The organism is Micromonospora sp. DT201 (assembly GCF_049841575.1).
GTDB lineage: Bacteria > Actinomycetota > Actinomycetes > Mycobacteriales > Micromonosporaceae > Micromonospora.
Map to the genome: position 1 here is coordinate 12107 of NZ_JBNCKP010000014.1, position 24100 is coordinate 36206.

Consider the following 24100-nt stretch of genomic DNA (forward strand, 5'->3'; position numbering starts at 1 on the left):
TGGGTTCAGCCGACAACGAGAAGGATGGCACCATGCCCAGCACTGAGCAGCTCACCGGGGAGCGGGCAGACCTGCTGCAGACACTCCGCCGACACCGGGGTTTCCTCCTGCAGGCCGCGGACGGGATCACCGACGAGCAGGCGGCCACCCGCACCACCGTCAGTGAGCTCTGCCTCGGCGGCCTCATCAAGCACGTGGCCGTCTGCGAGCACCGGTGGATGCTCTTCGCCACCGGCGGCGCGGAGGCGATGCAGCGCGAAGAGATCGACTGGGTCGGTCAGTTCCAGATGGCGCCGGGCGAAACCCTCGCCGGTCTGGTCGAGCGGTTCCGGGAGGTGGCCGACCAGACCGACGAACTGCTGGCCACTCTCGATCTGGACGCGGCGCACCCGCTGCCGCAGGCACCCTGGTTCGAGCCGGGAGCGAGTTGGACGGTTCGCCGGGTGCTGCTGCATCTGATCGCCGAGACGTCCCAGCACGCCGGGCACGCCGACATCCTGCGGGAGTCGATCGACGGCGCGAAGACCATGGGCTGACCAGGGCGCTCACCGCCGACCCGACACCCCGACCCGGCACCGCCCACCCGGCACCGCCGACCCGACACCCCGACCCGGCACGCTGATCGACTTCATATCGCCGACATCGCGGTATCCGCCGCACCCGGATGCCGCAATGTCGGCGATATGGCGAAACACCTAGTGGCGGTGGGGATGGGAAGTGGTGGTTCGGTCTCTCGCATAGGCGTCGGAGTGGCCCCACCGGCCCGGGATATCCAGCAGTTCCAGCCCACCGAAGCCCTCGGGCACGGCCGGGTTCACCAACAGGTCGTCGCCGGTGGGCCGCAGCCCCAGCGTGGTGCCCAACAGCATCAGCAGCGCCCCCGACGACCACGACTGGGGGCGGCCGGCCGATGGCAACTGAACGGGATACTTCGTCACGCTGCGGTCATAGCCAGCAATCACCTCCGGCACTGCCCCACGAAGCGTCTGCGCCATGTCGAAGATGCCGGCCGCGATCTGTGCCGCCTGCACGTCGAAACGGTAGTGGCGCAACCCGGCGGCGATCAGTGCGTTGTCCGACGGCCACACACCACCCAGATGTGCGCCCACCGGGTTGTACGTGCGCTGCCCGGTGGCGAAGCTCCGCACCCCCCAGCCGCTGAACAACCGTGGCCCGAGCAGGTGCCCGGCGACCGCTTCCGCACGGCCGTCCGGAACGATCCCGCTCCACAACAGATGCCCGATGTTGGATGACAGTGAGTCGACCGGCTCACCGTACGGATCGAGCGCCAGCGCGTAGTACTCCCGGTGCGGCAGCCAGAAGTCCCGGTTGAAGCGATCCTTCAGCGCTGCCGCTTCCCGCTCCAACCGGTCGGCGTACGCGGGGTCACCCCAGAACTCCCGGGCCAGCCGGGCACCGCGTCGTTTCGCGTCGTACGCGTAGCCCTGCAACTCGCAGGTGGCACGGGGAAAGGCGGGCTGTCGGCCGTGTGCGTCGACGATCGCGTCCGGGGAGTCCCTCCAGCACTGGTTGATCGCGCCGTGGCGCTCGTTTCGGCGCTGGTAGCGCACGTAGCCGTCACCGGTCAGGTCGCCGTACTCGTCGATCCAGTCCAAGGCCATCCGAGCCGGGTGGCGCAGCTCGCGAACCAGATCGGCGTCACCGGACCAGCGCTCGTACTCGTCGAGCAGGACGACGAAGAGGGGGGTGGTGTCGGCCGCGCCGTAGTACAGCGCGGTCGGCCGGTCGCCGAACGCGGCCGACTCGCCGTAGCGGAGTTGGGCCAGGATCTTGCCCGGCTCCTCGTCGTGCTCATCGTCGAGCTGACCACCCTGCAACAGCGCCAGCGTCCGCAGCGTCGCGGAGGCCAGCTCGGGGGTGAACGCCATCGTCTGCAGGCAGGCGATGATGCTGTCCCGCCCGCACAACCCCATCGCCCACGGCAGGCCACCGACCGGCACCCGCCCGCTGGAGGTGAACGGCCTGTACCGCAGTGCCGCCAGGTCGGCCAGACTGCCCCGGTACGTATCCTCCAGCCCGTCCCGCTCGGCCACCAGTTGCGGTGCCCGGCCCAGCCAGTCCGCCAGGTCCTCGCGCATTCCCCCACGGGCGGCCTGCTCGTGCGTTCGCAGGCGGGCGCGCATGTCCTGACCGTTCTCGCTCGGGATGGTCATGCTGACGTGCAGGTCGGTTTCCCACTTGCCCTCCGGGGGGATCCGGATCCGGAACGTCATTCCCCCCTCGTCCACCTCGGCGAAAGCGGTGCTTTGCACCCTGGTCTGGCGCGCGAACCGCTCCCGCTGGTAGCGCAGCACGAGCTGGTTGCCCGCAGGGTCGGCGGTGACCTGGACGGGCCGCCCCCTGACCTGCCCGATCTCGGCGATGTCGGTGAAGTCGCTGCCCACCTCCATCCGGACGGTGAACTCGGCGGGCTGCGACGAGTGGTTCAGCACGGTGATTTTCTCGTGGAAACAGTCGTGGACCGAGCGGTGCCGGATGATCGACACGTCTGCGTCGACATAGTGACTCGCCGCGCCCGGGACCAGGAAGAACCGAGTCTCGAAGTACGTCATGTCGTCGCGGGAGAGCGCGTTGATCCGTTCGCCGTCGATGGTGAGCACCCAGTGGGAGAGAAAGCGGGTGTCGAGCGCGAAGAGACCGACAGGTGTCTGCGGATCGACCTCGATGTCACCCTGGGCGTCGCTGACCGCGAACACGTTGCCGGCGATGACGTGCACCAACTCCTGCCTCATGGCTGCTCATCCCGACCGGCCACCGAGGCCCGGCCCGCCACCGAGGCCCGCCCCGCCGACGCGGCCCGCCCCGCCGCCAACGCGGCTCGACCCAGCTCACGCGGATGACGGGCGCCGGTCGGCCCCGGAAAGATCCGCCGCAGCAGCATCAGCAGTCGCAAGTCGCCCTGCACGGCCAGTTCGTTGCGCAGCAGAGCCTGAGCCAGGTGCAACTTGCCGCTGGCCATCTGGTCGAAGATCGTCCGGTCCGCACCGACCACCAACTCGGCGTCGTCGGCGGACCGGGTAACCCGGACGTGCTGGTCTGCGACGTTCAGGTACCAGTGCTCGGTGCAGCCATCGCCGCGAAAGTCCAGCCGTAGCGTCCCGGCGGTGGTCTCCGGCAGGTCGGGTCGCCGGTCGGGGCTCAACTGTTGCAGGTACTGCGCTGCCGTCGTGCCCATCGCGTCCCCTCCCCACGGTTCTCCGAGAGGATCACCCACACCGGGGTGAGGACGGCTCACCCGAAACGGGTGAGGCCCACCCCAGCAGGAGGCGCGGACGCGGTCCGTTTACTCGGCGGGGAGGTGGGAGCCCTCGGACCCGGTCACTCGGTCGCGATCAGGCCGCGTACGTAGGCGGCCTGGCCGACGTGTTGCAGGTCGTCCTCGGCGACACTGACCAGCCGGACGCCGAGGGTGACCGGCGGATCCCACGCCTCGTCGACCACGCGGTCGAGGTCCGCCGGGCGCAGGCCGGCCAAGAACGATCCGGTACGCGACGCTACCGCCCCGTAGTAGTCGATCAGCGCCTTCGCGCTCTCCGGCCGCACCCCCGCGACCTGCTCGGGCGAGTGGTTGTAGCCGGTGTCGTCCGGGTCGGCGGTGAGCCCGAACCGGCCCGCCCAGTCGCCGCTCACCCAGACCTGTTCGGTGTCGAGCAGGTCGGCGACGTGATGGTCCTGGATCCGGGTCAGGTGCCAGACCAGCCAGCCGATCGAGTTGGCGCCCGGGCCGGGGGCCCAGCGCAGCTGCTCGGGATCCAGCCCGTCCACCGCCGCGCGAACAAGGTCGGGCAGTCGGTCGTAGGTCTCGGTCAGCAGGTCACTCACGTCCACGGACACGCCTTCCTGGTCGGCTTCCGATCCAGTACCGCCGGCAGAGCCAGGTCAAACCTCGGCCGCTACGGTGATCACGTGGTCGCGGCGTTGGAGCTGTATCTGGACCCGGACGCCACTCGGCGGATCCGGGTGCTCTGGGACGCGCTGGAGGCCGAGGGTGTGCAGAGCATGCGGTCGCTGTGGGAGCAGCGCCACCGGCCGCACGTCTCCCTCGCGGTGGCCCCTCGGTTCAACCCCGAGCAGGTCGTCGAGGCGCTGCACGAGACGGTCGTGGCGGCCCCGCTGCGCCTCGACTTCCAGCACGCCGGGCAGTTCGTCGGCCGGGTGCTCTGGCTCGGCCCGGCGCCGACACCGGAGCTGCTGACCCACCAACGCTTGGTGCACGACCGGCTCACCGCCGCCGGCATCGGATTGGCCGAGCACTACCAGCCGGGCCGCTGGGTGCCGCACTGCACGCTCTCCATGCGGGTGCCGAACGCGCTGATGGCCGCCGCGGTGCGGCGTTGCCTTGAGGTGTTGCCGCTGGCCGCGACCGTGGTCGGTGCGGCACTCACCGACCACGCGCGCGGCATCGCCCACCCGCTGCCCTGAGCACCCGCCGCACCGAGCGGCAAAATGTCCGGTTTGGCGAGGCGACATCGGGAAATTGCAAAACCAGCGGTGCCGATGCGGCCCGGCGTGGGATGGTTCGGCATGGATGTCGTACCGGTGATGGCCTGCCCAAGGGCGGGTGACCCGGCCAGCGGCGCGGGCGCACCCCGTGTCACTGAGGCGGCTTCGACGAGGAGGGCAGCGCCCTATGCAGGTTCAGCGCAGGCGACCGCGCGCGGAGCGGAACCAGACCCGGGACGACCGTACCGGCGGAGGCATGACCGGGACGGCCACGCCATTGACGATCTGGGCCGCCGCCGTGCTGCTCGGCCGGATCAGTGCCGGCGACGACGACGTCGAGGACGAACGGCACATCCTGCGCGGCATCGAGTGACCCCGGCCGCGCGGTTCACAGCCAGCCGCGCCGCTTGAAGATCACGTAGAGGGTGCCGCAGACCAGCAGCATCAGCAGCAACGCGAACAGGTAGCCGAAGCGCCAGTTCAGCTCCGGCATGTGGATGAAGTTCATCCCGTACACCGTGCCGATGAGCGTGGGTGCGAACAGGATCGCCGCCCAGGACGAGACCTTCTTCAGTTCCTCATTCTGCGCGTAGCTCGCCGCGGTGAGGCTGCGCATCTCCTCGTTCTGCTGCTGCGAGACGAGGGTGGCGTTGACGGTGAGGATGTTCTGCAACAGGTGCCGGAAACCGTCCACCCGCTCCACCACCTGGGTCAGGTGGTCGGTCACGTCGCGCAGGTAGCGGCGCAGCTCCTCGTCCGTGCTGGCGCTGCCGGCGCCGTCGGCCAACGCGTCGAGCACGCTGAGCAGTGGGCGGGCGGCCCGCTGGAACTGGATGACCTCACGGCTGAGGCCGTAGATGCGCCGGCTGGCGTTCGGGTCGCCGCCGAACACCTGCGTCTCGATCTCGTCGATGTCGTTCTCCAGCCCGGCCACCACCGGCGCGTACCCGTCGACGACCTGGTCGAGGATCGCGTACAGGACCGCCTCGGGGCCCCGGGCGAGCATCTGCGCCTCGGTCTCCATCCGCCGCCGCACCGCGGCCAGATCCGGTGCCTCACCGTGCCGAACGGTGACCACGAAACCCGGCCCGATGAACAGGTGCAACTCGGAGAACTCGACCTCCTCCCGCAGGTCGTCGTAGCTGGCGGCGCGCAGCACCACGAACAGGGTGTGCCCGTACCGTTCCAGCTTGGGTCGCTGGTGGGCGTTGATCGCGTCCTCGACCGCCAGGTCGTGTAGCCGAAACTCCCGGGCCAGCGAGGTGATCTGGTCGATGTCGGGCCGGTACAACCCGATCCAGGCCATCGCGCCGTCCTGCTCCTGCAGGCAGCGGTACGTCTCGGCGAGGCCGGCCGGCGAGGCGAACCGGTGTCCTCGGACGTAGACCGCGCTGTCCACCAGGCCAACGGCGGGCGAAGCAGGCGACTCCGCAGGTGGCGGCACACCGACCCTGGTCTCGTACTCGTCCAGTTGGCGACCGAAACCACCACCCGAGCGGGAGCGACGGCCACCGACCATGCCCTGTCCCCTCCCCCGGTGACGTCCGGTCCGGCGCGATCCGCCAACCCGGGGGCGCTGCTTCCCCGCTGTCTCCGGGCCGAAACCCGGCCGTGCACCGGACGAGTTCCGAGCACCGGCGGACGGACGCGGCTGAACGGGCGGATACTCACGGTGACCATGGGCGGGATGACGGGGGACGCGCCGATGGAGGTCAACAGGCGCGCCGGCCGGCTGCGGGGGTGGTTACTCGACGCCGGCTCCGACCAGGTCGCGCAGCAGCCGGGGCCGCACGGGCGTCCGCCGGAGCAGCGGCACCACCCGTGGTGGAAGGTGATGTGTCTGACCGGCGTCGACTACTTCTCCACGCTGGGCTACCAGCCGGGCATCGCGGCGCTGGCCGCCGGGGCACTGTCGCCGGTGGCGACCCTGGTCCTGGTACTGGTGACGCTGCTGGGTGCGCTGCCGGTCTACCGCCGGGTGGCGGTGGAGAGCCCGCACGGTGAGGGCTCGATCGCGATGTTGGTACGCCTGCTGAGCTACTGGCCGGGCAAGTTGCTGGTGCTGGTGCTGCTCGGTTTCGCGGCCACCGACTTCATCATCACCATCACCCTGTCGGCCGCCGACGCGACCGCGCACCTCGACGAGAACCCGTTCTGGCCGAGCGGGCTCAAGGGACACGAGGTGCTGCTCACGCTGCTGCTGCTGACGCTGCTGGGCGCAGTGTTCCTCAAGGGATTCGGCGAGGCCATCGGGATCGCCGTCGTCCTGGTCGCGGTCTACCTGGCGTTGAACGCGGTGGTGATGGGCGACGCGCTGTGGCGGGTGGTGACGCACCCGAGCGCGGTCGGGGACTGGACCACCACGCTGACCACCGGCCACGGCGATCCCTGGATGGTGGTCGGGCTGTCGCTGCTGCTCTTCCCGAAACTGGCGTTGGGCCTGTCCGGCTTCGAGACCGGGGTGGCGGTCATGCCGAGCGTACGAGGTGACCCACAGGACTCCGAGGCTCGACCGCTGGGCCGGATCCGCGGGGCGCACCGACTGCTCACCACCGCCGCGGTGATCATGAGCGCCTTTCTGATCACCAGCAGCTTGACGACCACTGTGCTGATCCCGGCGGAGGATTTCCAGCCGGGCGGACCGGCGAACGGCCGGGCGCTGGCCTACCTGGCGCACGAGCACCTCGGCGAGGTGTTCGGCACTGTCTACGACCTGTCCACCATCGGGATCCTGTGGTTCGCGGGGGCGTCGGCGATGGCCGGTCTACTCAACCTCGTACCCCGCTACCTGCCCCGCTACGGCATGGCTCCGACCTGGGCTCGGGCCGTCCGGCCGCTGGTGCTGGTTTTCACCGCGGTGGCGTTTCTGATCACGGTCGTCTTCGAGGCCAGCGTGGACGCGCAGGGCGGCGCGTACGCCACAGGCGTCCTGGTGTTGATCACTTCGGCGGCGACGGCGGTGACGCTCGCGGCGGTGCGGCGGCGTCAGCGCGGCCGCACCATCGCGTTCGGAACCATCGCGGTGATCTTCGTCTACACCACCCTGGCGAACGTGGCGGAACGTCCCGACGGCGTCAAGATCGCGGCCTGTTTCATCGGCGGGATCATCCTGGTGTCGGTGCTGTCCCGGCTGATGCGGGCCTATGAGCTGCGGGTCGACCATATCGAACTGGACCCCGCCGCGACGCGGATGATCGACGATCGGGCCGGACGGCGAATCCGGCTCATCGCCCACGATCCCGACCGCCGGGACGCGGCGGAGTACCGCGCCAAGCTGGCGCAAACCATGGCGGACAACGACTTCCCCGATGACAGCGACGTCATCTTCGTCGAGGTCCAGGTCACCGACCCGTCCGACTTCGAGACCGAGCTGCTGGTACGCGGCAGCGTGGCCGACGGCCGCTTCCCGGTGCTCAGCCTGGCCAGTTCCTCGGTGCCCACCGCGCTCGCCGCCCTGCTGCTGGAGATCCGCGACCGCAGCCGTCGGCGCCCCCACATCTACTTCGAGTGGTCCGAGGGCGGACCGGCTCGCAACCTCCTGCGCTACCTGGCGTTCGGACAGGGTGCCATCGCCTCGGTGACCCGAGAGATCTTGCGCCGCCAGGAGCCCGACCCGCACCGTCGACCGCACGTGCACGCCGGCTGACCTGCGGGCGGGGCAGCTCGTCGCGCACGGTGAGCGTGGTCATAACGACTGGACGACCTACCCGGGCGTGCTGCTAGCCTCGCCGCAGGTCATGAGTGCCAGCGCGAAGCCCCGGCTCGCTGGCCGGCAACCCTCCTCCGCGGTGGGGTGCCCCGGGTGAAGACCAGGCACCGGCACGACGCCGGTGCAAGCGTGGCCTGGCACCCAGGTCAGCACAGACCCGGGAGAACCATGCGCATCCTCAGCACCGCCCCACTGACCGACGTCGCGGATTTCCGCGCCGGTTGGCCCTCGCCGGCACTGACCCGGCGACGGCACGTGGACATGATGCGAATGTGCGGCGCCGCCTGTCGCCGCGGCATCACGCACTAGCGCACCCCTTTCCCGAACCCTTTCCAGCGGTACGCCCAGCGGGCGCACCGTCGGCGGCGTACGTCCGTGCGCGCCGAGACGCGACCTTCCCGGAGACACCCGTGCGATTTCTTCCTGCCCTGACCCGCGCCGCCGCCTTGGGCGCGGCCACCATCCTGGCCGCCACCACCCTCACCGCCTGCGGCGGCGACAGCTCGTCCGACGCCACCGCGAACCCGTACGGCCTGGCGCAGCCGGGCGTGCTGCGGGCCGGCACGCTGACCGACGCCCCGCCGAACGTCTACCTCAAGGACGGCAAGTTCACCGGTTTCGACAACGACCTGCTGACCGCCGTGGCCGGCAAGCTCGGCCTCAAGGTCGAGTTCGTCGGCACCGACTTCTCCGCCCTGCTCTCCCAGGTCAACAACCACAAGTTCGACGTTGGCAGCTCCTCGATCACCATCACCGAGGCGCGGAAGAAGACCGTCGACTTCGGCAACGGCTACGACTTCGGCTACTTCGGCCTGGACGTGCCGGCTGGCTCTCCGATCACCAGCTTCGACCAGCTCGCCGGCAAGCGGGTCGTGGTGGTACAGGGCACCGTCCAGGACGACTACGCCACCGGCGAGCAGCTCGACCCGGTGCGGGTGCCGGACTACAACGGCGCGATCAACCAGCTCAAGGCCGGCACCGCCGACGCGTGGATCGCCCCGGCCGAGATCGGCGAGAAGTCGGCCGCCGACAGCAGCGGCAAGATCACCGTTGCGGCGAAGCAGCTCAGCCCGGCACCGACGGCGTACGCCGTCGCCAAGGGCGGCGACAAGCTGCGCGAGGCACTGAACAAGGGCCTCGACGAGGTCATCGCGGACGGCACCTGGACCCGGTTGCAGGCGCAGTACTACCCGGGCCGGCCGATCCCGGCGGACTTCAAGCCGGGCAGCGGCACGGTGACGGCCCCGTCCGCGGCGGCCACGCCGTCGGCGTCCGCGTCGGCCGCTTCCTGATCCGGTGATGAGCGAGCAGGGCGGTAGGAGAGGCGACCGATGGATCCGTTGAGCACCCTGTGGGAGACCTTCTTCGACTGGCACGCGATGGGCGAGGCGCTGCCCGAGATGCTGACCGTCGGGTTGCCCAACACGCTGATCCTGGCAGTCTCCGCCGCCCTGCTCGGTTCGGTGCTGGGCCTGCTGCTGGCCGTCGCCGGCATCTCCCGCAGCCGTTGGCTGCGCTGGCCGGCGCGGGTCTACACCGACGTGTTCCGAGGGCTTCCGGCCGCGGCGACGATCCTGCTGATCGGCGTCGGGCTGGCCCCGCTGGGCATGCAGGTCTGGGGGCCGGACCCCTACCCGTTGGGAATCCTGGCGCTGTCGCTCATCGCGGCCGCGTACATCGGAGAGATCTTCCGCTCCGGCATCCAGTCGGTGGAGGCAGCCCAGCTGGAGGGTGCCCGTGCGCTCGGTTTCTCCTGGGCCGACGCGATGCGGCTGGTGATCATTCCGCAGGGCATCCGGCGGGTGCTTCCGGCCTGGGTGAACCAGCTCATCGCCCTGATCAAGGACTCCAGCCTGGTCTACTTCCTCGGCCTGGTGGCCAGTCAGCGGGAGCTGTTCCGGATCGGGCAGGACTACGCGGCCACCACCGGCAACGAGTCCGCGCTGCTGCTGGCGGGGCTCTGCTACCTGGTGCTGACCGTTCCGCTGACGCACGTCGTCAACTGGATCGACCGGCGGCTACGCAACGGGCGGCCAACCACCACACCGTCAGACGAGGACGAGGACCAGGACGACGACACCGCGTCGGCGCTGCCCGCCGCAACGGAAGGAGACCGGCGATGACCACCGCGACGACCACCTCGGTCAGCCTCGACGTACGCGATGTGCACCTCGCCTTCGGGCCGAACCGGGTGCTGCGCGGTGTCGATCTCACCGTGCCGCGCGGGGCGACGGCCTGTGTGATCGGCCCGTCCGGGTCGGGGAAGTCCACCCTGCTGCGCACCATCAACCGGCTGATCGAGCCGGACCGCGGCGACGTGCTGCTGGACGGGCGCAGCGTGCTGGGCGACGACCCGGACGCGTTGCGGCAGCGGGTGGGCATGGTCTTCCAACAGTTCAACCTCTTCCCGCACATGAGCGTGCTGCGCAACGTCACCCTCGCGCTGCGCCGGCTCCGCAAGCTCGGCGAGGACGAGGCGGAGGCGGTCGCCCGGGCCCAACTGGAGCTGGTGGGGTTGGCCGCCAAGGCCGACGCACGGCCGGCGCAGCTCTCCGGCGGTCAGCAGCAACGGGTGGCGATCGCCCGGGCGCTGGCGTTACGGCCCGAGGTGATGCTCTTCGACGAGGCCACCTCGGCGCTCGACCCGGAGCTGGTCAAGGGCGTACTCGGGGTGATGGCCGACCTGTCCGCGGCGGGCATGACCATGGTGGTGGTCACCCACGAGATGGGCTTCGCCCGGCAGGTCGCCGACACCGTCGCCTTCATGGACCGGGGCGTGGTGCTGGAGGCCGGCCCGCCCGAGACGATCTTTGAACGAGCCGAGCATCCTCGGCTGCGCCGGTTCCTCGCCCAGGTGCTCTGAGCCCGTCGACCGCGATCAGTCGTTGGGTTCACGACCCAACAGCCGAATCTCCTCGTTGTCCAGCGCCGACTGGAGTTCCTGCAGCACGAGGTCGTCGATCTCCCGGCTGTCGCGCAGGCGGGTGATTTCCCGCCGCTTGTGGGCGAGGACCCCGAGGCGCAGCCGGCGTTCCAGGTGACGTTCCTCGGCGGTGTTCCCCCCGCTCTCGTTGACGTCCTCCAGGTGGCGTTGGTACTCGGCCTGCAACCGGCGCACCGACTCCTCCCGAGCACCGACCTCGGCGGCGACCTGGGGCAGGGCGGCCAGGCCCACCTCGGTGGCCCGTCGCCGGGCGTTGCGGGCCTCGTCGACGCGTTCGGGGTCGCCGACCAACCCCGCCCAGCGCACCACCTGCGGCAGGGTGGTGCCCTGCAAGAGCATGATCAGCACGATCACCAGCGCGGTGACGAAGATGATCAGGTCGCGTTCGACCACCGGCCGACCGGCGACCGTCATCGTCGGGACGGCCAGTGCGGCGGCCAGCGACACCGCACCCCGGAAACCGGACCAGCCTGCGACGGTCCCCACCCGCCAGCCGGACGGCCCCTGATCCTCGATCGCCATGCGGCGGCGCCGCAGCCTCGCCGTCTGCGTCGTCAGATAGATGAAGAGCAGCCGCGTGGCCAGGACGACCACGGTGACCACGAGCACGATCACCAGCGCCCGCCCGGGCGAGGTGCTCGTGATGCCCCGTACCGCCCGGGGTATCTGCGTGCCGAGCAGGACGAACAGCCCACCGTTGATCAGGAACGTGGTCAGGTCCCAGAACGCGTACGCCAGCACCCGGGACCGGGCGCGGATCACCCGTGGGCCGGCGTAGGCCAGCATGAGTCCGGCGACCACCACCGCCAGCACACCGCTGGCGTGCACCGAGTCGGCGAGCAGGAAGGCACCGAACGGTGTCAGCACACTCAGCGCGCCCTCGCGCAGCGGATCGTCGAGCCGCTTACGGATCAGCACCACGGCGGCCCCCACCAGCAGACCGGCGAGCACGCCGCCGACGCTGGCCCCGACGAACTCCTCGCTGACGCCCAGCACACCCGGCTGCGCACGCCCGGCGAGCAGACCCACCGCCACCGCGAAGATCACCAGGGCGGTGCCGTCGTTGATCAAGCTCTCCGCGTGCAGGGTGGTGAGCAGCTTCCGGGGCAGCCGTTTGGCGAGGCCGGTCACCGCGGCGGCGTCAGTCGGCGCGAGGACCGCGCCGAGCACCCAGGCGGCAGCGGGGTTCACCCCGAACGCCTGCGCGGTGAACGACACCGTGACCATGGTGAGCACCACCAACACCACGGCGAGCAGCCCGATCACCGGCAGGTTGGCTCGGATCTCGCGCAGGCTGATGGTGAGGCTCTCCCGGTACAGGATCGCCGGCAGGAAGATCAGCAGCACCAGGTCCGGTTCCAGGGTCACCTCGGACAGCGGCGGCGTGAACCCGAGCAGCACCCCGAACGCGATGAGCAAGACCGGCGGGGCGACCCGGTACCGACCGCCGAGAGTGGTACCAACGAGGACGGTGACGCCCAGCACCACGATCAGGACGAGCACCTCCACGCGTACCCCCTCGATCGCTGGCCGGCGGTGGACGCGCCGGTGGTTCCATCTGACCGCACCCGCCGGCTGGTTCCGGCGGAAACCGGCAAGTCCCCGGGTAGCCCGAGCGGGGGCGTGTCGTGTGGCACGAGAACGGGCACCGGGAGCGCCGGAACAGCTGACCCCGCATCAGCACCGACCGCTGGCGTTTCCGGGTCTGGTCGACATCGCGATGTCGGCGCGAAACAGGCGCTGCCCGGCGTTCGGCTCGGCCGGTTCGGCGGTCGTTCGTAGATCTTGGACAGTTACCGTCCGCAAGACGGTAACTGTCCAAGATCTCGCAGAGCACGGCTTGTCCAGCGCTCAGGTTGGGTCGTCGGCGCGGACGCGCGCAGTGAGCACCCGCGCGGTACGGCGGTGCCCGGCGGCTTCCTCGTCGCGGCCCAGAGCAGCAGCCAGATCGGCGAGATGCCCGGCCACCGGGCCGACGGTGACCACCCCGCTGCCGGCTGCCAGTTCGGCGGCGGCCGGGCGGAGCGCGGCGGCGACGCGTTCCATGGTGGGCCGGTCGTCGATGGCGAGCGCCGCCCGGCCGGTGAGGCACAGCCGCACCTCCCGCAGCAGGTCGTGCGGCCCGTCCGGCAGGGCCCGCAGCGCCGCTCGGGCGGCACTGGGGTCGTCGGCGGCGGCGAGCAGCAGGGGCCGAACCCAGGGCTCGTGCGGGCCCCAGTCCAGCCGCGCCCAGTCCTCGTCGTCCGGCCCGGGAATCGGCCGCCGCCCGGGGAGCAGCCGGGCGTCACCTGCCAGCGGGTCGCCGCTCACGGTTTCGGCCAGGCGCAGACCGAGCAGGGCGAGCGGGAGTAGCCCACGAGTCAGCCCCGGCATAGCGTCGGCGGGCAGTCGGTCGGCGGCCGTCCGGTACGCCTCCGCCGCCGCGGCCGACTCGCCGTCCAGCGCCAGGCGCAACGCCGCGTACCACCGGGTGAAGACGCCAACCAATGGCAGCTCGTACCGTTCGGCGAGGCGGTCGGCGGCGCGGGCGTGCGCGTCGGCGCCGGGCCGGTCGGCCAACGCGCAGTTGGCCTGGACCAGGACGAGGTGCCCGAGCACCTCGAAGGTCACCAACTGGTGCCGGGCAGCCAGGTCGACCAGTTCGCCGCCGATCCGGGCCCGCGCACCGGCCAGACCGACACGCTGGAAGGCGTGCATGAAACGGGCGTTGAGCGCGAAGGCCAGCAGCCCGGGATCGCCAACGGTCCGGGCGATCGTCTCGGCCTCCTCCGCCGCACGGCGGCCGCGATCGGTGGTGGTGCCGCGCAACTCCAGCGCGAGGGTGCTCAGCAGCCGGCTGCGCTGCGCCGAGCCAGCCGAGCCGGTCGAGCCGAGAGCGGTCAGCGCGTGCTCGGCGGCCCGGACGATGTGCCCGGAGAGCAGGTCGTCGTCGTTGCGCGTCCAGATGGCGGGCACGTCGAAACCCGCCAACACCTCCTCGATCAGCAGGGGGTCGCCGACGGTTTCGGCTGCGGCGATCGCCTCGGCTCGCCTCCGCCGCGCCTCGGCCAGCCGGCCCGTCACGGCCAGCGCGCGTCCCAGACCGAGCAACGCGGTCAGCCGCTCGCGTTGTTCGACCCCACCGGCGCGGTCGTACGCGTCGATCGCCTGCCCCCACAGACGGGCCGCCTCGTGCGGATTCCCGCCCCGTTCGGCCCGCTCGGCAGCCGTGCGGGCGTACGCCGCAGCGCGACCGGCAGCGACTGGGCCACCAGCGCGAAGCAGGTGGTGCGCGAGGGCGGCGGGTTCGATGGGATGCCGTTGTCGCAGCACCTCGGCGACGGCGGCGTGCCAGGCGGCGCGGCGCGGCGCGGACAGGTCGGCGTAGAGCGTGTCGCGGACCAGGATGTGGGTGAAGCGCACCCGCCCGTCGCCTTCCCGCTCGGTGAGGAACCCGGCCTGCAGGGCACGGTCGACGGCGTCCAGCACAGCCGAAGGATCAGCGGCCAGCGCGCTGAGCACCTCCGGGTCGAGGTCCCGGCCGAGCACGGCCGCCTGCCGCAGCACGGTTCGGGTCGGCGCGGGCAGTTGTGCCAACCGGTGCCGGATCACGTCGCGCACCCCGGGCGGCACTGCGGCCAGGGCCGCCTCGCCCTCGCCCGCGTACAACTGGGCCAGTTCGCGGACGAAGAACGGGTTGCCGCCGCTGCGGTGGTGGATCAACCGGACGGTGGCCGGGTCCAGTTCCGCCCCGACGACGGCGCGGGCCAATTCTCCGGTCGCCGACGCGGGCAGGCCGGCGAGATACTCCCGGGTCGGCTCCAGCCCGGCGGTGTGTGCCAGGGCTGCGGTCAACTCCGCGCTGATCTCGGTGGCCCGGTAGGTGCCGAGAATCAGCACCGGCCCGGTGGCCGGCTGCGGGCCGGTGAGCAGGGCGGTCAACAGGTCCAGGGTGTCGCCGTCGGCTCGGTGCAGGTCGTCGAGGACCAGCAGCACCGGCCCTCGGTCGGCGACCGCCGAGACCAACGACGCCACCGCGCGCTGCCGGCGGAAGCGCGTCCCGGCGGGGTCACCCGGGCTGTCGGCCAACCCAGCGGGCTCCACAGCTCCGGCGGACTCAACGGCTCCGGCCGGCCCGGCGAGCGCGTCGGTGACCTGGGTCCACGGCCAGGCCGCCGGTGCACCCTCGTATTCCGGGCTGCGTCCCCACGCCGTGGTCCACCCCTCGGCGGCGAGCCGCTGGGTCAGGGTTTCCGCCAGCGCGGTCTTGCCGGCGCCCGGATCACCGCTGAGCAGGGCCAGGGTGGGTTGGCGGCGTTGGGCGGTGGCTGCGGCGGCCTGCCGCAGCCGGTCCAGCTCCGCCTCACGGCCGACGAACGGACGCTGTCGGGTCGACCCCGGCCCGACGGGTCGGACAAGTCCGGCGAGGCTGGGGGTGACGGCGTCTTCCGGGGGTGGGTTGAGGTGCGGTGCCTGGGCCAGGATGTCGGCTTCCAACTGCCGCAGCTCGGGCCCCGGATCCACGCCCAACTCGGTCACCAGGACGTCCCGGGCCGCACGCAGCGCGGCCAGCGCGTCGCCCTGCCGGCCGGAGCGGTACCGGGCCACCGCGAGCAGCCGCCACGCGTCCTCGCGCAACGGATGTCGGGCGAGGTGGGCGGGCAGGTCGGCGGCGGCCTCGTCCGGTCGACGCAACGCCAACAGCGCCTCCGCCCGCCGCTCGACGGCGAGCATCCGCAGCTCATCCAGTCGATTGATCTCCGCGACCGCCCAGGCTTCGTTCGCGCAGTCGGCGTACGCGGGGCCGCGCCAGAGCCCCAGTGCCGCGTCGAGCGCGGCCAGGGCCGGCGCGGGACGTCCCGCTGCCAGCAGGCTTCCGGTCTCGCCGACGGCCGCCTCGAACTGGCCGGCGTCCACCGCGTCCGGTGCGGCCCGCAGCACGTATCCGGGTGGCTCGGTGACCAGGATCCGGGGCGGCTGCCTTGGCGGTCGATCAGGTTCCACGGCCCGGCGCAGGTCGGCGATGAAGGTGCGGATCGCGCCCACCGCCCCGTCCGGCGCGACCTCCCACAGGTCGTCGACGAGACGGTCCACCGGCACCACCCGGCCGTGTGCGATCAGCAACCGGGCCAGTACCAGGCGCTGCCGGTGCCCCTTGAGCGGGACCGGGCCACGCTCGGTCGCGGCGGTCACCGGCCCGAGTACGCCGAACGTCACCGCGACAGGTGCCGTTGGCTGCCTGGTCATGGCACCAATCTAGGCGGATCGGCGCGAACGACGGCGACCTGCCCGCACTGATTCGGCACTGACCAATTGCTGATCACCACCGGGCAGGCTCGACACCGTACTCGGCGATGGGCCACTGCCCCGGCCGCCCCTGCTCACCAGGAAGGTTCCCCGTGGACCCCAAGATCAACGGCTTCGACTACCGGCGCGTCACCGTGGCCGACGGTGTGGCGCTGAACGCCGCCGTGGCCGGCTCCGGGCCAGCTGTCGTGCTGCTGCACGGCTTTCCGCAGACCCACCTCATGTGGCGGCACGTCGCGGCCGACCTGGCTGCCGACCACACGGTCATCTGCCCCGACCTACGTGGCTACGGCGACAGCGACAAGCCACTCGACACCGACGGCACCGGGTACGCCAAGCGCACCATGGCCGCCGACATCGTGGGGTTGGCCGGCGCGCTCGGCCACGAACGGTTCGCCCTGGCCGGACACGACCGGGGCGCCCTGGTCGCGTTCCGCGCCGGTCTCGACCATCCGGAGACGATCAGCCAGCTCGCCCTGCTCGACGTGCTGCCGACCCTGGACATGTGGGACGTGCTGCACGGCACCACCGCCGCGGTCGGGTTTCACCTGTACCTGATGGCGCAGCCGCCCGGCCTGCCCGAGGAACTGATCGGCGCCAGCCCGGACGCCTTCTTCGGTCACTTCCTGGACGTCTGGACCCGCGATCCGGAAGCCCTGCCGGCGGACGTGCGGGCCGCGTACCTGCGCGCGTCCCGAAACGCGGTCACCTCGATCGTCGCCGACTACCGGGCGTCGGCCGGGATCGACGTCGCCCACGACACCGCCGACCGGGTGGCCGGCAACCAACTGCGGATGCCGGTGACCGTGCTCCAGCAGGACTGGGGCGCGGCGCTCGGCTACGACGCGGCGGGGTTGTGGCGGGCGTGGGCACCGGACCTGGCGCACCAGACAGTCACCTGCGGGCACTTCATGGCCGAGGAGGCGCCAGCCGAGGTGGTCCGGGAGCTGCGCGCCCTGCTCGCCCGTTGATCGACGGTCGCGCGTCCGGGCGGTGATGATCGAGCGCTCAGCCACCATCCGCGTCGAGGATTCGTCCGGCGAGTTCGCGCACCGCCGCCCGGAAATCGGGGTCGGACTCGCCGGATGGTGGCCCCGCACCGGCGGCGGGCGGCGCTCGCCCGGTGGGGGAAGCAGGTCGCGTGGGTCCCGCAACCGCCGGTCGACCCGGCTGGCCGGATCGGCGGGGTCCGTGGGCGGATCGCCGGGCCGGTGCGCGGCGAAGGTCCAACCGCCGATCGGATCCGTGTCCCGCCACAGGTTGAGCCACCGCCACTCGACCCGCTCCCCCACCTGACGCAGCACCTCCTCACCGCGCGGTCGGCGTAGCTCGGGGGTGCGAACGGGTGCGCGGCCCGGGGCCAGAAGGTGCCCAGGTCCCACAGGATGCCCACGTGCCGGCGGAACCACGCCGTTCGGTAGGCGACGCCCAAGTCGTACCACCTGGACGACCGGTGCCGGGTGGGTTCCGCCAGGCCCGGCCGTCGAGTCAGGTAGCGGTGGTGGTGTTCGTCCGCGGGCGGTAGCGCGGGCTCCCCGGAGGTCGCCCGCTCGGCGACCACCACGGCGATCCCGTCGAGGACGCGTTGCAGGCCGAACTCGAAGGCGTAGCCGTAGGCCGCACCGTGCTGTTGGCCGGCCGCGGTGCCGACCCGGGAGGCGCGCTGCCCCGCTGCGGGCCGCCCGCTGCGGGCCGCCCGCTGCGGCAACGGCATCGGTCAATCGGCCGACGGTGCCATCGACCGCAGCCAGCGGTAACCCGCGCCGAGCGTGGCGGCGAAGGCGATCACGAGGGCGTACGACCAGGCGTCCCCGCCTGCGTTCAGCTCCGGTCCGGGTCGACCCGCCGACCGCCGCGGCCTTCTGCCCCTGATCGACACTCACTGCACGCCTCCGGCGAGGGCGACGGCCCGTACCTCGGACCCACCGAAGGCCATCGCACCTCGGCCCGAGCGCAGCCGGCCACGAGTTTCACGCGTCCACTACGCCGATCGGCGCGATCATTACGCTGCGTTCACGCGCAACTGGCGGCGGTCCGGTCACACGGCCTCACGGTCGTCGGACAGCGTCGGGCCTGCGGCGGCGGGCACCAGGTGTCGCACCTCCAGTTCGCCGTCGGTCAACTCCCGGGCCCGTTCCTCGGCCTCACGGTCCTCGCCCGTCAACCGGCCACCGTGCTGGCGCAGGTGCTCGCCCCAGGACGGCACCAGGTACACCTCGATGAACCGGTCCGTCGTCTCGGCCGGCCGGAACAGCCCCCAGCGCATCGCGCCGGTCCGCTGCCGGGCAGCGCGCACCACGTCCATCGCCGCCAGGAACGGTTGCGTCTGCTGCGGCCGGACGGTGTACTGCACCGTCACCAGCACCGGCCCCACCCCCGGGTCCGGCTCGTGCGCCAGGTGCAGTTGCGGCCAGTAGGCCGCCGGTTCACGGTTTACCGACCGCAGGTTCGGCAACGGCCAGATCCGACTCGTGACGGTGCCGACCAGCATCAGCGCCGCCGCCGCGAGATAGGCGATGACCAGACCGGCGACGTCGGCCACCAGGCCCCAGACGAGCGCGCCGACCGCCTGCCCACCGGCGAAGAACACCTGGTAGACCGCCAGCCCTCGGGCCCGCACCCAACTGGGCAGAAAGAGCTGCATCTCGGCGTTGACGTTGGCCAGCACCGTCACCCAGGCCATCCCGGCGGGCAGCAGGGCGAGAAGCACCAGGGGCACCGTACGCACGGTGCCGACCACGGCCAGCGCCACCGTGAACACCGCCCCGGCGATCAGCAGGAGCTGGTTGGCCGACAGCCTGGTGCGGATCACGGCCAGCAGCACACCACCCGCGATGGCACCCACCCCGAGGGCGGCCAGCAGCAGCCCGTACCCGCCGGAGCCCAGCCCCAGCCGCCGGCTGGCCACCAACGGCAGCAACGCCCACAGCGCGCTCGCCGGGATCACGAAGACCAGCGCACGGCGCAACAGTCGGCGCACGATCGGCGAATGGCGTACGTATCGGCTACCGGCACGCAACGCGGCGGTGAACCGCTCGGGCACCTCGACCGCGCGGGCGTTGCGGGGCCGCCAGCGCCACAACGCGTACGCGAAGATTGCGAACGCGACCGCGTTGAGACCGAAGACCGGGGCGACGCCGATGCGGGCGATCAGCACACCGGCCACCGCGGGCCCGACCGCCCGCGCCATGTTCACACTGATCGAGCCGAGCGCGGACGCCGACCGCAGCTGGTCCTGTGGCACCAGCTCCGGGATCACCGCCGCCCAGGCCGGCAGGGTGAGCGCCTGCCCGACCCCGAACGCGAAGGTGAGGGTGAGCAGCAGCGCCGGGGGCATCCGGTTGGTCAGCGTGAGCAGCGTCAACGCCACCGCCACCGCCACCAGGAACAGCTGCACGGCGATCAGCAGGTGCCGTCGGTCGAAGCTGTCGGCCAGCACCCCGCCGGGCAACGCGAGCAGCAGCACCGGCAGCAGGCTGGCGGTCTGGACCAACGCGACCAGGGTGGAGGCGTTGGAGTGGTGGATCAGCAGCCATTGCGCGCCGACCGTCTGCATCCAGGTGCCGATGTTGGCGGCGAGCAGGGCCCACCACAGGTTGCGGTAGACCGCGGTCCGCAGCGGTGCCCATGCCGAGACCGGACGGTGGTCGGGTCCGGCTGCGGCCGTCACCACCGCCCGTCCGCGCGCAGTACGCGCTCACCGGAGACGTAGAGATCGTCGGGTTCGAGCAGCAGCAGCCGGACGACCTCGGTGGCGACCTGTTCCGGCATGGCGTACACCTCGTCCAGGAATTCGGCCCCCACCCGTTCCTGCAGCCGGGTCGGCATCGGCCCGGGATGCAGTTGCATCACTTTGACCCGGTTGCTGTGCTGGGCCTCGGCCAACGAATCGACAAGGCTGTTGCCGTAGCTCTTGGTGGCGCGATAGACGGGGATGCCCGGCCGGGGGGCTGCCAGCGCCAACGCGCCGATGTACACGACGTTCCCGTGGCCCTGCCGGTGCAGGTGCCCCACCGCCTCCCGCAGCAGGTACGTGATGCCCAGAACGTTGACCTCCACGGCTCGGCGGATGTGCTCCACCGACAGGTCCGACAGCTCACCGCCCGCCCACATCGAGGCGCAGGCCGCCACCCCGTCGATCGTGCCGTAGCGCTCCACCACCTCGGCGAAGCCCTCACGGACCTGCTCGTACGAGGAGATGTCGCAGACCGCGCCGTCGCATCCCAGCTCATCGGTTGTCGCGGCGACCTCGGCCGGCACGTTGCCGAACACCACGACCTGATGCTCGTCGACCAGCAGCCGGGCCACCGCGAGGCCGAGCCCGCTGGTACCGCCGACCACCACGAAGGTTCTGGCACCCATGTCTCTCCAGCCGCCGCCAGGACAGGCCACGCGCGTCGCGTGACGGCGCGTTCTTCCCGTTTCCGAACCCCGCACACCCATTCGGCCGGTAGTGCTGGGCATACCTCGGAAAGTGGATCTGGACGGCTGGGGCGACGAGGTTGTCGCGATTAGCGTCTGCGGCATGACCCCGGAACACCCTCGTCACCTGGCCGAGGCGCTGCGCCGCCGCGGCTGGCTGATCTCCGCCTGGCCGTGGCGGGCGCTGGCCTACCTCGTCAGCACCGTGCCGATCGCGGGCCTGCTCTCCGTCGGGCTGCTCATCATCGGCGCACCCCTGCTGCCCGCCGTCAACGCCCTACTACGGCACGACCGGCCACCCGGCATCGCGCTGGTGCTGTTCCTGGTGGCCGGCAGCGTCATCCTGGTGGCGCTGGCGCCAATCGTGAGCTTCGGGGTGGCCGCCGTCGAGCGATGGCGGCTCAGGCTCGTGGACGGCCGCCCACTGCCCGCGTCACCGTGGCCGGGCCTGGCCAACCGCTACCGCGCCGCCGCCACCTGGCGGGAGGTCGCGTACCTGTTCTGGCTGGGCGGGTTCGTGCCGGTCGCGTACTGGGTGCTCCTGCTGCTGGTGCTGCTCGACCTCGGCATGGTCACCAGTCCCTGGCTGGCGGGGAACGCCGAACCGGTCGTCATCTGGCAGCCGATCGAAACCACCGGCGAAGCCATCCCGTACGCGATCGTGGCGGTGCTGCTTCTGCCGGTCTTCTGCTACGCGGGCGGTCTGCTCGCCGCCGCCCAGGCCGCCGTGGCCCGGTGGGCACTGGCCTCGCCGGTCGACGCGACGGCGCTGCGCGAGGTCGCCCGGTCCCGGACCCGGCTGGTCAGCGCGTACGAGGCCGAACGGCGTCGGATCGAACGGGACCTGCACGACGGCGCGCAACCCCGGCTGACCAGCCTCACCCTCCAACTGGGCCTGGCCCGGCTGGACGTACCCGAGGACTCCCCCGCCGCCCGGCCTCTCGCCGTCGCACACGACCAGGCCCGGGGCCTGATGGTGATGTTGCGGCAGCTGGTGCACGGCATTCGCCCGCAGAGCCTCACCGACCTCGGCCTGGCCGGTGCCGTACGCGAGCTGGCCGACGCCGCCACCATCCCGGTCACCGTGCACGCCGACCTTCATGGCGAGTTGCCGGAGATCGTCGAGACCACCGCCTATTTCGTGGTGTCCGAGGCGCTGGGCAACGTCGCCCGGCACGCCAACGCGACCCGCGCCGAGGTGCGCCTCACGCGGGCCGGCGGGGACCTCGTCGTCGAGGTGTCCGACGATGGCCACGGCGGTGCGGACCCGGCCCGGGGCACCGGTCTGACCGGCCTCGCCGACCGGGTCGCCGCGGCGGACGGCCGGCTGTTGCTCGCCAGCGCGCCCGGCGGGCCTACCCTGGTCCGGGTGGAGCTCCCGTGCCGTCGGTGACCCGGGTGGTGCTCGCGGAGGACGAGGTGCTGCTGCGCGAGGGCCTGGTCGCGCTGCTGACCCGCTTCGAGTTCGCGGTGTGCGCTGCCGTCGGCTCCGCGCCCGACCTGCTGGACGCGGCTCGCGAACACCAACCGGACCTGGTGCTGACCGACATCCGTATGCCGCCGGGCCGCCGCGACGACGGCCTGCGCGCGGCCGTCGCGTTGCGCGCCGAGCGGCCCCACCTGCCGGTCGTGGTGCTCAGCCAATACGTGCAGACCGGGTACGCGGCGGCGCTGCTGGACAGCGGCGACGGCCAGCGGGTGGGTTACCTGCTCAAGGACCGGGTGGCCGAGGTCACCGAGTTCGTCGACACGCTGCGCCGGGTCACCGCCGGCGGCACCGCCATCGACCCGGACGTGGTGCGGCAACTGCTGCACCGCCCGCGCGACCCACTCGCCGCACTCTCCGGCCGGGAACGCGAGGTGCTCGAACTGCTGGCCGAGGGCCGGTCCAACGCCTCGATCGCCGCCCGACTGCACGTCACCGAGGCAGCGGTCGGCAAGCACGTCGGCAACATCCTGCTGAAGCTCGACCTGCCACCCAGCGACGACACCAACCGCCGGGTGCTCGCGGTGCTCACGTACCTGCGGGCCGACCCGCCGAGCTAGCCAGCAGTGGGGTGAGGCCGGGGCGTAGATTCGGCAAGCGGTACCGCCGCCACCTCAGAGCGCGGACCGGGGAGACAGGGGTACGGCATGGCGGAGGCGCTGCGGGTCGGTCTGCTGGGGTACGGGTTGGCGGGCCGGGTGTTCCACGCACCGCTGATCGCCGCAACCCCCGGGCTGCGGCTCGACGCCATCGTGACCCGCGATCCGCAGCGGCGAGAGCAGGCCCGGCAGCAGCACCCCGACGCCCGCCTGGTCGACGACGCCGACGAGTTGTGGCGTACGCCGGACGCATTGGACCTGGTCGTGGTGGCGACGCCGAACCGGCAGCACGCACCGATGGCCAGGGCGGCGCTGGCCGCCGGGCTGCCGGTGGTCATCGACAAGCCGTTGGCCCCCACCTCGGCCGAGAGTCGGGAGTTGGTCGAGGAGGCTGACCGGCGGGGCGTGCCACTGACCGTGTTCCAGAACCGCCGCTGGGACGGCGACTTCCTGACCGCCCGCCACCTCGTGGAGCGGGGCGAGTTGGGGCAGGTGCTCCGCTTCGAGTCGCGGTTCGAGCGGTTCCGTCCGACCATCAAGCCGGGCTGGCGGGAGCTCGCCGGCCCCGAGGAGGCCGGCGGCGCCCTGTTCGACCTCGGCGCGCACCTCATCGACCAGGCGGTGCAGCTCTTCGGCCGGGTCGACCGGGTCTACGCCGAGGTGGACCGTCGCCGTGCGGGCGCCCTGGTCGACGACGACGCGTTCGTGGCGTTGACGCACACCAACGGGGTCCATTCGCACTTGTGGATGAGTGCGGTGACCGCCCAACTCGGACCGCGGCTGCGGGTGCTGGGCGACCGGGCCGCGTACACGAGCTACGGGCTGGACGTGCAGGAGGCGGCGCTGCACGACGGCGGCCGGCCGGACCAGCCAGGTTGGGGCGAGGTCCCGCCGGAGCGGTACGGCATGCTCGGCGTCGACGGTGAGCTGCGGCCGGTGCCGACCGAGCCGGGCGCGTACCAGAGCTTCTACGCGCAGGTGGGAGCGGCACTGCGCGAGGGCACGCCGATGCCGGTGGACCCACGGGACTCGGTCGCCACAGTCGAGCTGATCGAGTTGGCACACCGGTCCGCGGTCGAGGGTGTGGTGCTGCCGGTCCCGGCCGCCTGACCGGGCCCGAGGCGCTTGAGAAATCGGTGGAGTAGCGCCGCTCTGCGCCATTACCGTGCAGCGGAACCAGGTCGTCTAGG

The 24100-nt window shown here is 71.7% G+C and carries 18 protein-coding genes, 2 pseudogenes and 1 riboswitch; of the genes and pseudogenes, 10 read left to right on the plus strand and 10 right to left on the minus strand.

Going from position 1 to position 24100, the window contains the following annotated elements; all coding sequences use genetic code 11:
• The first annotated feature begins 32 nt into the window (after nucleotides 1-32).
• A complete protein-coding gene (locus tag ACLQ28_RS21610) occupies nucleotides 33-536 on the plus strand; it encodes a DinB family protein (protein WP_425688084.1) in 504 nt (167 codons plus the stop codon).
• 159 nt (nucleotides 537-695) lie between these two features.
• On the opposite strand, the gene ACLQ28_RS21615 is transcribed toward ACLQ28_RS21610, so the two are convergent.
• The 3 genes from ACLQ28_RS21615 to ACLQ28_RS21625 form a co-directional block, all read right to left on the minus strand.
• Nucleotides 696-2753: a glycogen debranching N-terminal domain-containing protein gene (locus tag ACLQ28_RS21615; RefSeq protein ID WP_425688085.1), complete on the minus strand. Its 2058-nt coding sequence runs from the start codon at nucleotides 2751-2753 to the stop codon at nucleotides 696-698.
• The gene (locus ACLQ28_RS21620; protein WP_425688086.1) at nucleotides 2750-3196 is read right to left on the minus strand and encodes an SCP2 sterol-binding domain-containing protein; all 447 of its coding nucleotides are present in this window, start codon (nucleotides 3194-3196) and stop codon (nucleotides 2750-2752) included. The genes ACLQ28_RS21615 and ACLQ28_RS21620 overlap by 4 nt, the downstream gene beginning before the upstream one ends.
• A gap of 143 nt (nucleotides 3197-3339) precedes the next feature.
• Nucleotides 3340-3849 carry a mycothiol transferase gene (locus ACLQ28_RS21625; RefSeq protein ID WP_425688087.1) on the minus strand — a complete coding sequence of 170 codons (510 nt, stop codon included), beginning with the start codon at nucleotides 3847-3849 and terminating at the stop codon, nucleotides 3340-3342.
• A 78-nt stretch (nucleotides 3850-3927) separates the two neighbouring features.
• Here ACLQ28_RS21625 and ACLQ28_RS21630 point away from each other — a divergent pair, with 78 nt between their 5' ends.
• A complete protein-coding gene (locus ACLQ28_RS21630; RefSeq protein WP_425688088.1) occupies nucleotides 3928-4443 on the plus strand; it encodes a 2'-5' RNA ligase family protein in 516 nt (171 codons plus the stop codon).
• A 409-nt stretch (nucleotides 4444-4852) separates the two neighbouring features.
• On the opposite strand, the gene corA is transcribed toward ACLQ28_RS21630, so the two are convergent.
• Nucleotides 4853-5983, minus strand: a complete 1131-nt coding sequence (gene corA, locus ACLQ28_RS21635) for a magnesium/cobalt transporter CorA (protein ID WP_425688089.1) — start codon at nucleotides 5981-5983, stop codon at nucleotides 4853-4855.
• Between the two features lie 168 nt (nucleotides 5984-6151).
• Here corA and ACLQ28_RS21640 point away from each other — a divergent pair, with 168 nt between their 5' ends.
• The 4 genes from ACLQ28_RS21640 (at nucleotide 6152) to ACLQ28_RS21655 (ending at nucleotide 11036) form a co-directional block, all read left to right on the plus strand.
• On the plus strand, nucleotides 6152-8110 hold the full coding sequence (locus ACLQ28_RS21640) for an amino acid transporter (protein WP_425688090.1): 1959 nt from the start codon (nucleotides 6152-6154) through the stop codon (nucleotides 8108-8110).
• An 87-nt stretch (nucleotides 8111-8197) separates the two neighbouring features.
• Nucleotides 8198-8309, plus strand: a riboswitch (SAM riboswitch).
• Nucleotides 8310-8583: 274 nt separating this feature from the next.
• On the plus strand, nucleotides 8584-9465 hold the full coding sequence (locus ACLQ28_RS21645) for an ABC transporter substrate-binding protein (protein ID WP_425688091.1): 882 nt from the start codon (nucleotides 8584-8586) through the stop codon (nucleotides 9463-9465).
• A gap of 39 nt (nucleotides 9466-9504) precedes the next feature.
• On the plus strand, nucleotides 9505-10296 hold the full coding sequence (locus ACLQ28_RS21650; RefSeq protein ID WP_425688092.1) for an amino acid ABC transporter permease: 792 nt from the start codon (nucleotides 9505-9507) through the stop codon (nucleotides 10294-10296).
• Nucleotides 10293-11036: an amino acid ABC transporter ATP-binding protein gene (locus ACLQ28_RS21655; protein WP_425688093.1), complete on the plus strand. Its 744-nt coding sequence runs from the start codon at nucleotides 10293-10295 to the stop codon at nucleotides 11034-11036. The genes ACLQ28_RS21650 and ACLQ28_RS21655 overlap by 4 nt, the downstream gene beginning before the upstream one ends.
• 15 nt (nucleotides 11037-11051) lie before the next feature.
• Here ACLQ28_RS21655 and ACLQ28_RS21660 read toward each other — a convergent pair whose 3' ends face one another.
• Complete coding sequence (locus ACLQ28_RS21660; RefSeq protein ID WP_425688094.1) at nucleotides 11052-12626, minus strand: Na+/H+ antiporter; 1575 nt, start codon at nucleotides 12624-12626, stop codon at nucleotides 11052-11054.
• A gap of 342 nt (nucleotides 12627-12968) precedes the next feature.
• Complete coding sequence (locus ACLQ28_RS21665; protein ID WP_425688095.1) at nucleotides 12969-16343, minus strand: BTAD domain-containing putative transcriptional regulator; 3375 nt, start codon at nucleotides 16341-16343, stop codon at nucleotides 12969-12971.
• A gap of 152 nt (nucleotides 16344-16495) precedes the next feature.
• On the opposite strand from ACLQ28_RS21665, the gene ACLQ28_RS21670 reads away from it, so the two are divergent.
• Nucleotides 16496-17374 (plus strand): alpha/beta fold hydrolase, encoded by an 879-nt coding sequence (locus tag ACLQ28_RS21670; protein ID WP_425688096.1) that lies wholly within the window; start codon nucleotides 16496-16498, stop codon nucleotides 17372-17374.
• A 37-nt stretch (nucleotides 17375-17411) separates the two neighbouring features.
• Here ACLQ28_RS21670 and ACLQ28_RS21675 read toward each other — a convergent pair.
• From ACLQ28_RS21675 to ACLQ28_RS21690, 4 genes and pseudogenes are all read right to left on the minus strand, one after another.
• Nucleotides 17412-17826, minus strand: a pseudogene (locus ACLQ28_RS21675) (hypothetical protein); the annotation flags it as partial.
• A 120-nt stretch (nucleotides 17827-17946) separates the two neighbouring features.
• Nucleotides 17947-18063: pseudogene (locus ACLQ28_RS21680) on the minus strand (TetR/AcrR family transcriptional regulator); the annotation flags it as partial.
• Between the two features lie 378 nt (nucleotides 18064-18441).
• Complete coding sequence (locus tag ACLQ28_RS21685) at nucleotides 18442-20076, minus strand: MFS transporter (RefSeq protein ID WP_425688097.1); 1635 nt, start codon at nucleotides 20074-20076, stop codon at nucleotides 18442-18444.
• Nucleotides 20070-20765 carry an SDR family NAD(P)-dependent oxidoreductase gene (locus ACLQ28_RS21690; RefSeq protein ID WP_425688098.1) on the minus strand — a complete coding sequence of 232 codons (696 nt, stop codon included), beginning with the start codon at nucleotides 20763-20765 and terminating at the stop codon, nucleotides 20070-20072. The genes ACLQ28_RS21685 and ACLQ28_RS21690 overlap by 7 nt, the downstream gene beginning before the upstream one ends.
• Nucleotides 20766-20928: 163 nt before the next feature.
• Between ACLQ28_RS21690 and ACLQ28_RS21695 the strand changes: the two genes are divergently transcribed.
• The 3 genes from ACLQ28_RS21695 to ACLQ28_RS21705 all read left to right on the plus strand — a co-directional run bounded on the left by ACLQ28_RS21695 (nucleotide 20929) and on the right by ACLQ28_RS21705 (nucleotide 24020).
• Nucleotides 20929-22218 (plus strand): histidine kinase, encoded by a 1290-nt coding sequence (locus ACLQ28_RS21695; RefSeq protein ID WP_425688099.1) that lies wholly within the window; start codon nucleotides 20929-20931, stop codon nucleotides 22216-22218.
• A complete protein-coding gene (locus ACLQ28_RS21700; RefSeq protein ID WP_425688100.1) occupies nucleotides 22206-22871 on the plus strand; it encodes a response regulator transcription factor in 666 nt (221 codons plus the stop codon). Before ACLQ28_RS21695 ends, ACLQ28_RS21700 begins: the two co-directional genes overlap by 13 nt.
• Before the next feature lie 87 nt (nucleotides 22872-22958).
• Nucleotides 22959-24020: a Gfo/Idh/MocA family oxidoreductase gene (locus ACLQ28_RS21705; RefSeq protein WP_425688101.1), complete on the plus strand. Its 1062-nt coding sequence runs from the start codon at nucleotides 22959-22961 to the stop codon at nucleotides 24018-24020.
• The last annotated feature ends 80 nt before the right edge of the window (nucleotides 24021-24100 follow it).

What these genes read in the sequence shown, in the direction of transcription:
- ACLQ28_RS21610 (WP_425688084.1), top strand. Translation starts at nt 33, where the DNA reads ATGCCCAGCACTGAGCAGCTCACCGGGGAGCGGGCAGACCTGCTGCAG.
- ACLQ28_RS21615 (WP_425688085.1), bottom strand. Translation starts at nt 2,753, where the DNA reads ATGAGGCAGGAGTTGGTGCACGTCATCGCCGGCAACGTGTTCGCGGTC.
- ACLQ28_RS21620 (WP_425688086.1), bottom strand. Translation starts at nt 3,196, where the DNA reads ATGGGCACGACGGCAGCGCAGTACCTGCAACAGTTGAGCCCCGACCGG.
- corA (WP_425688089.1), bottom strand. Translation starts at nt 5,983, where the DNA reads ATGGTCGGTGGCCGTCGCTCCCGCTCGGGTGGTGGTTTCGGTCGCCAA.
- ACLQ28_RS21640 (WP_425688090.1), top strand. Translation starts at nt 6,152, where the DNA reads ATGACGGGGGACGCGCCGATGGAGGTCAACAGGCGCGCCGGCCGGCTG.
- ACLQ28_RS21650 (WP_425688092.1), top strand. Translation starts at nt 9,505, where the DNA reads ATGGATCCGTTGAGCACCCTGTGGGAGACCTTCTTCGACTGGCACGCG.
- ACLQ28_RS21655 (WP_425688093.1), top strand. Translation starts at nt 10,293, where the DNA reads ATGACCACCGCGACGACCACCTCGGTCAGCCTCGACGTACGCGATGTG.
- ACLQ28_RS21665 (WP_425688095.1), bottom strand. Translation starts at nt 16,343, where the DNA reads ATGACCAGGCAGCCAACGGCACCTGTCGCGGTGACGTTCGGCGTACTC.
- ACLQ28_RS21690 (WP_425688098.1), bottom strand. Translation starts at nt 20,765, where the DNA reads ATGGGTGCCAGAACCTTCGTGGTGGTCGGCGGTACCAGCGGGCTCGGC.
- ACLQ28_RS21695 (WP_425688099.1), top strand. Translation starts at nt 20,929, where the DNA reads ATGACCCCGGAACACCCTCGTCACCTGGCCGAGGCGCTGCGCCGCCGC.
- ACLQ28_RS21705 (WP_425688101.1), top strand. Translation starts at nt 22,959, where the DNA reads ATGGCGGAGGCGCTGCGGGTCGGTCTGCTGGGGTACGGGTTGGCGGGC.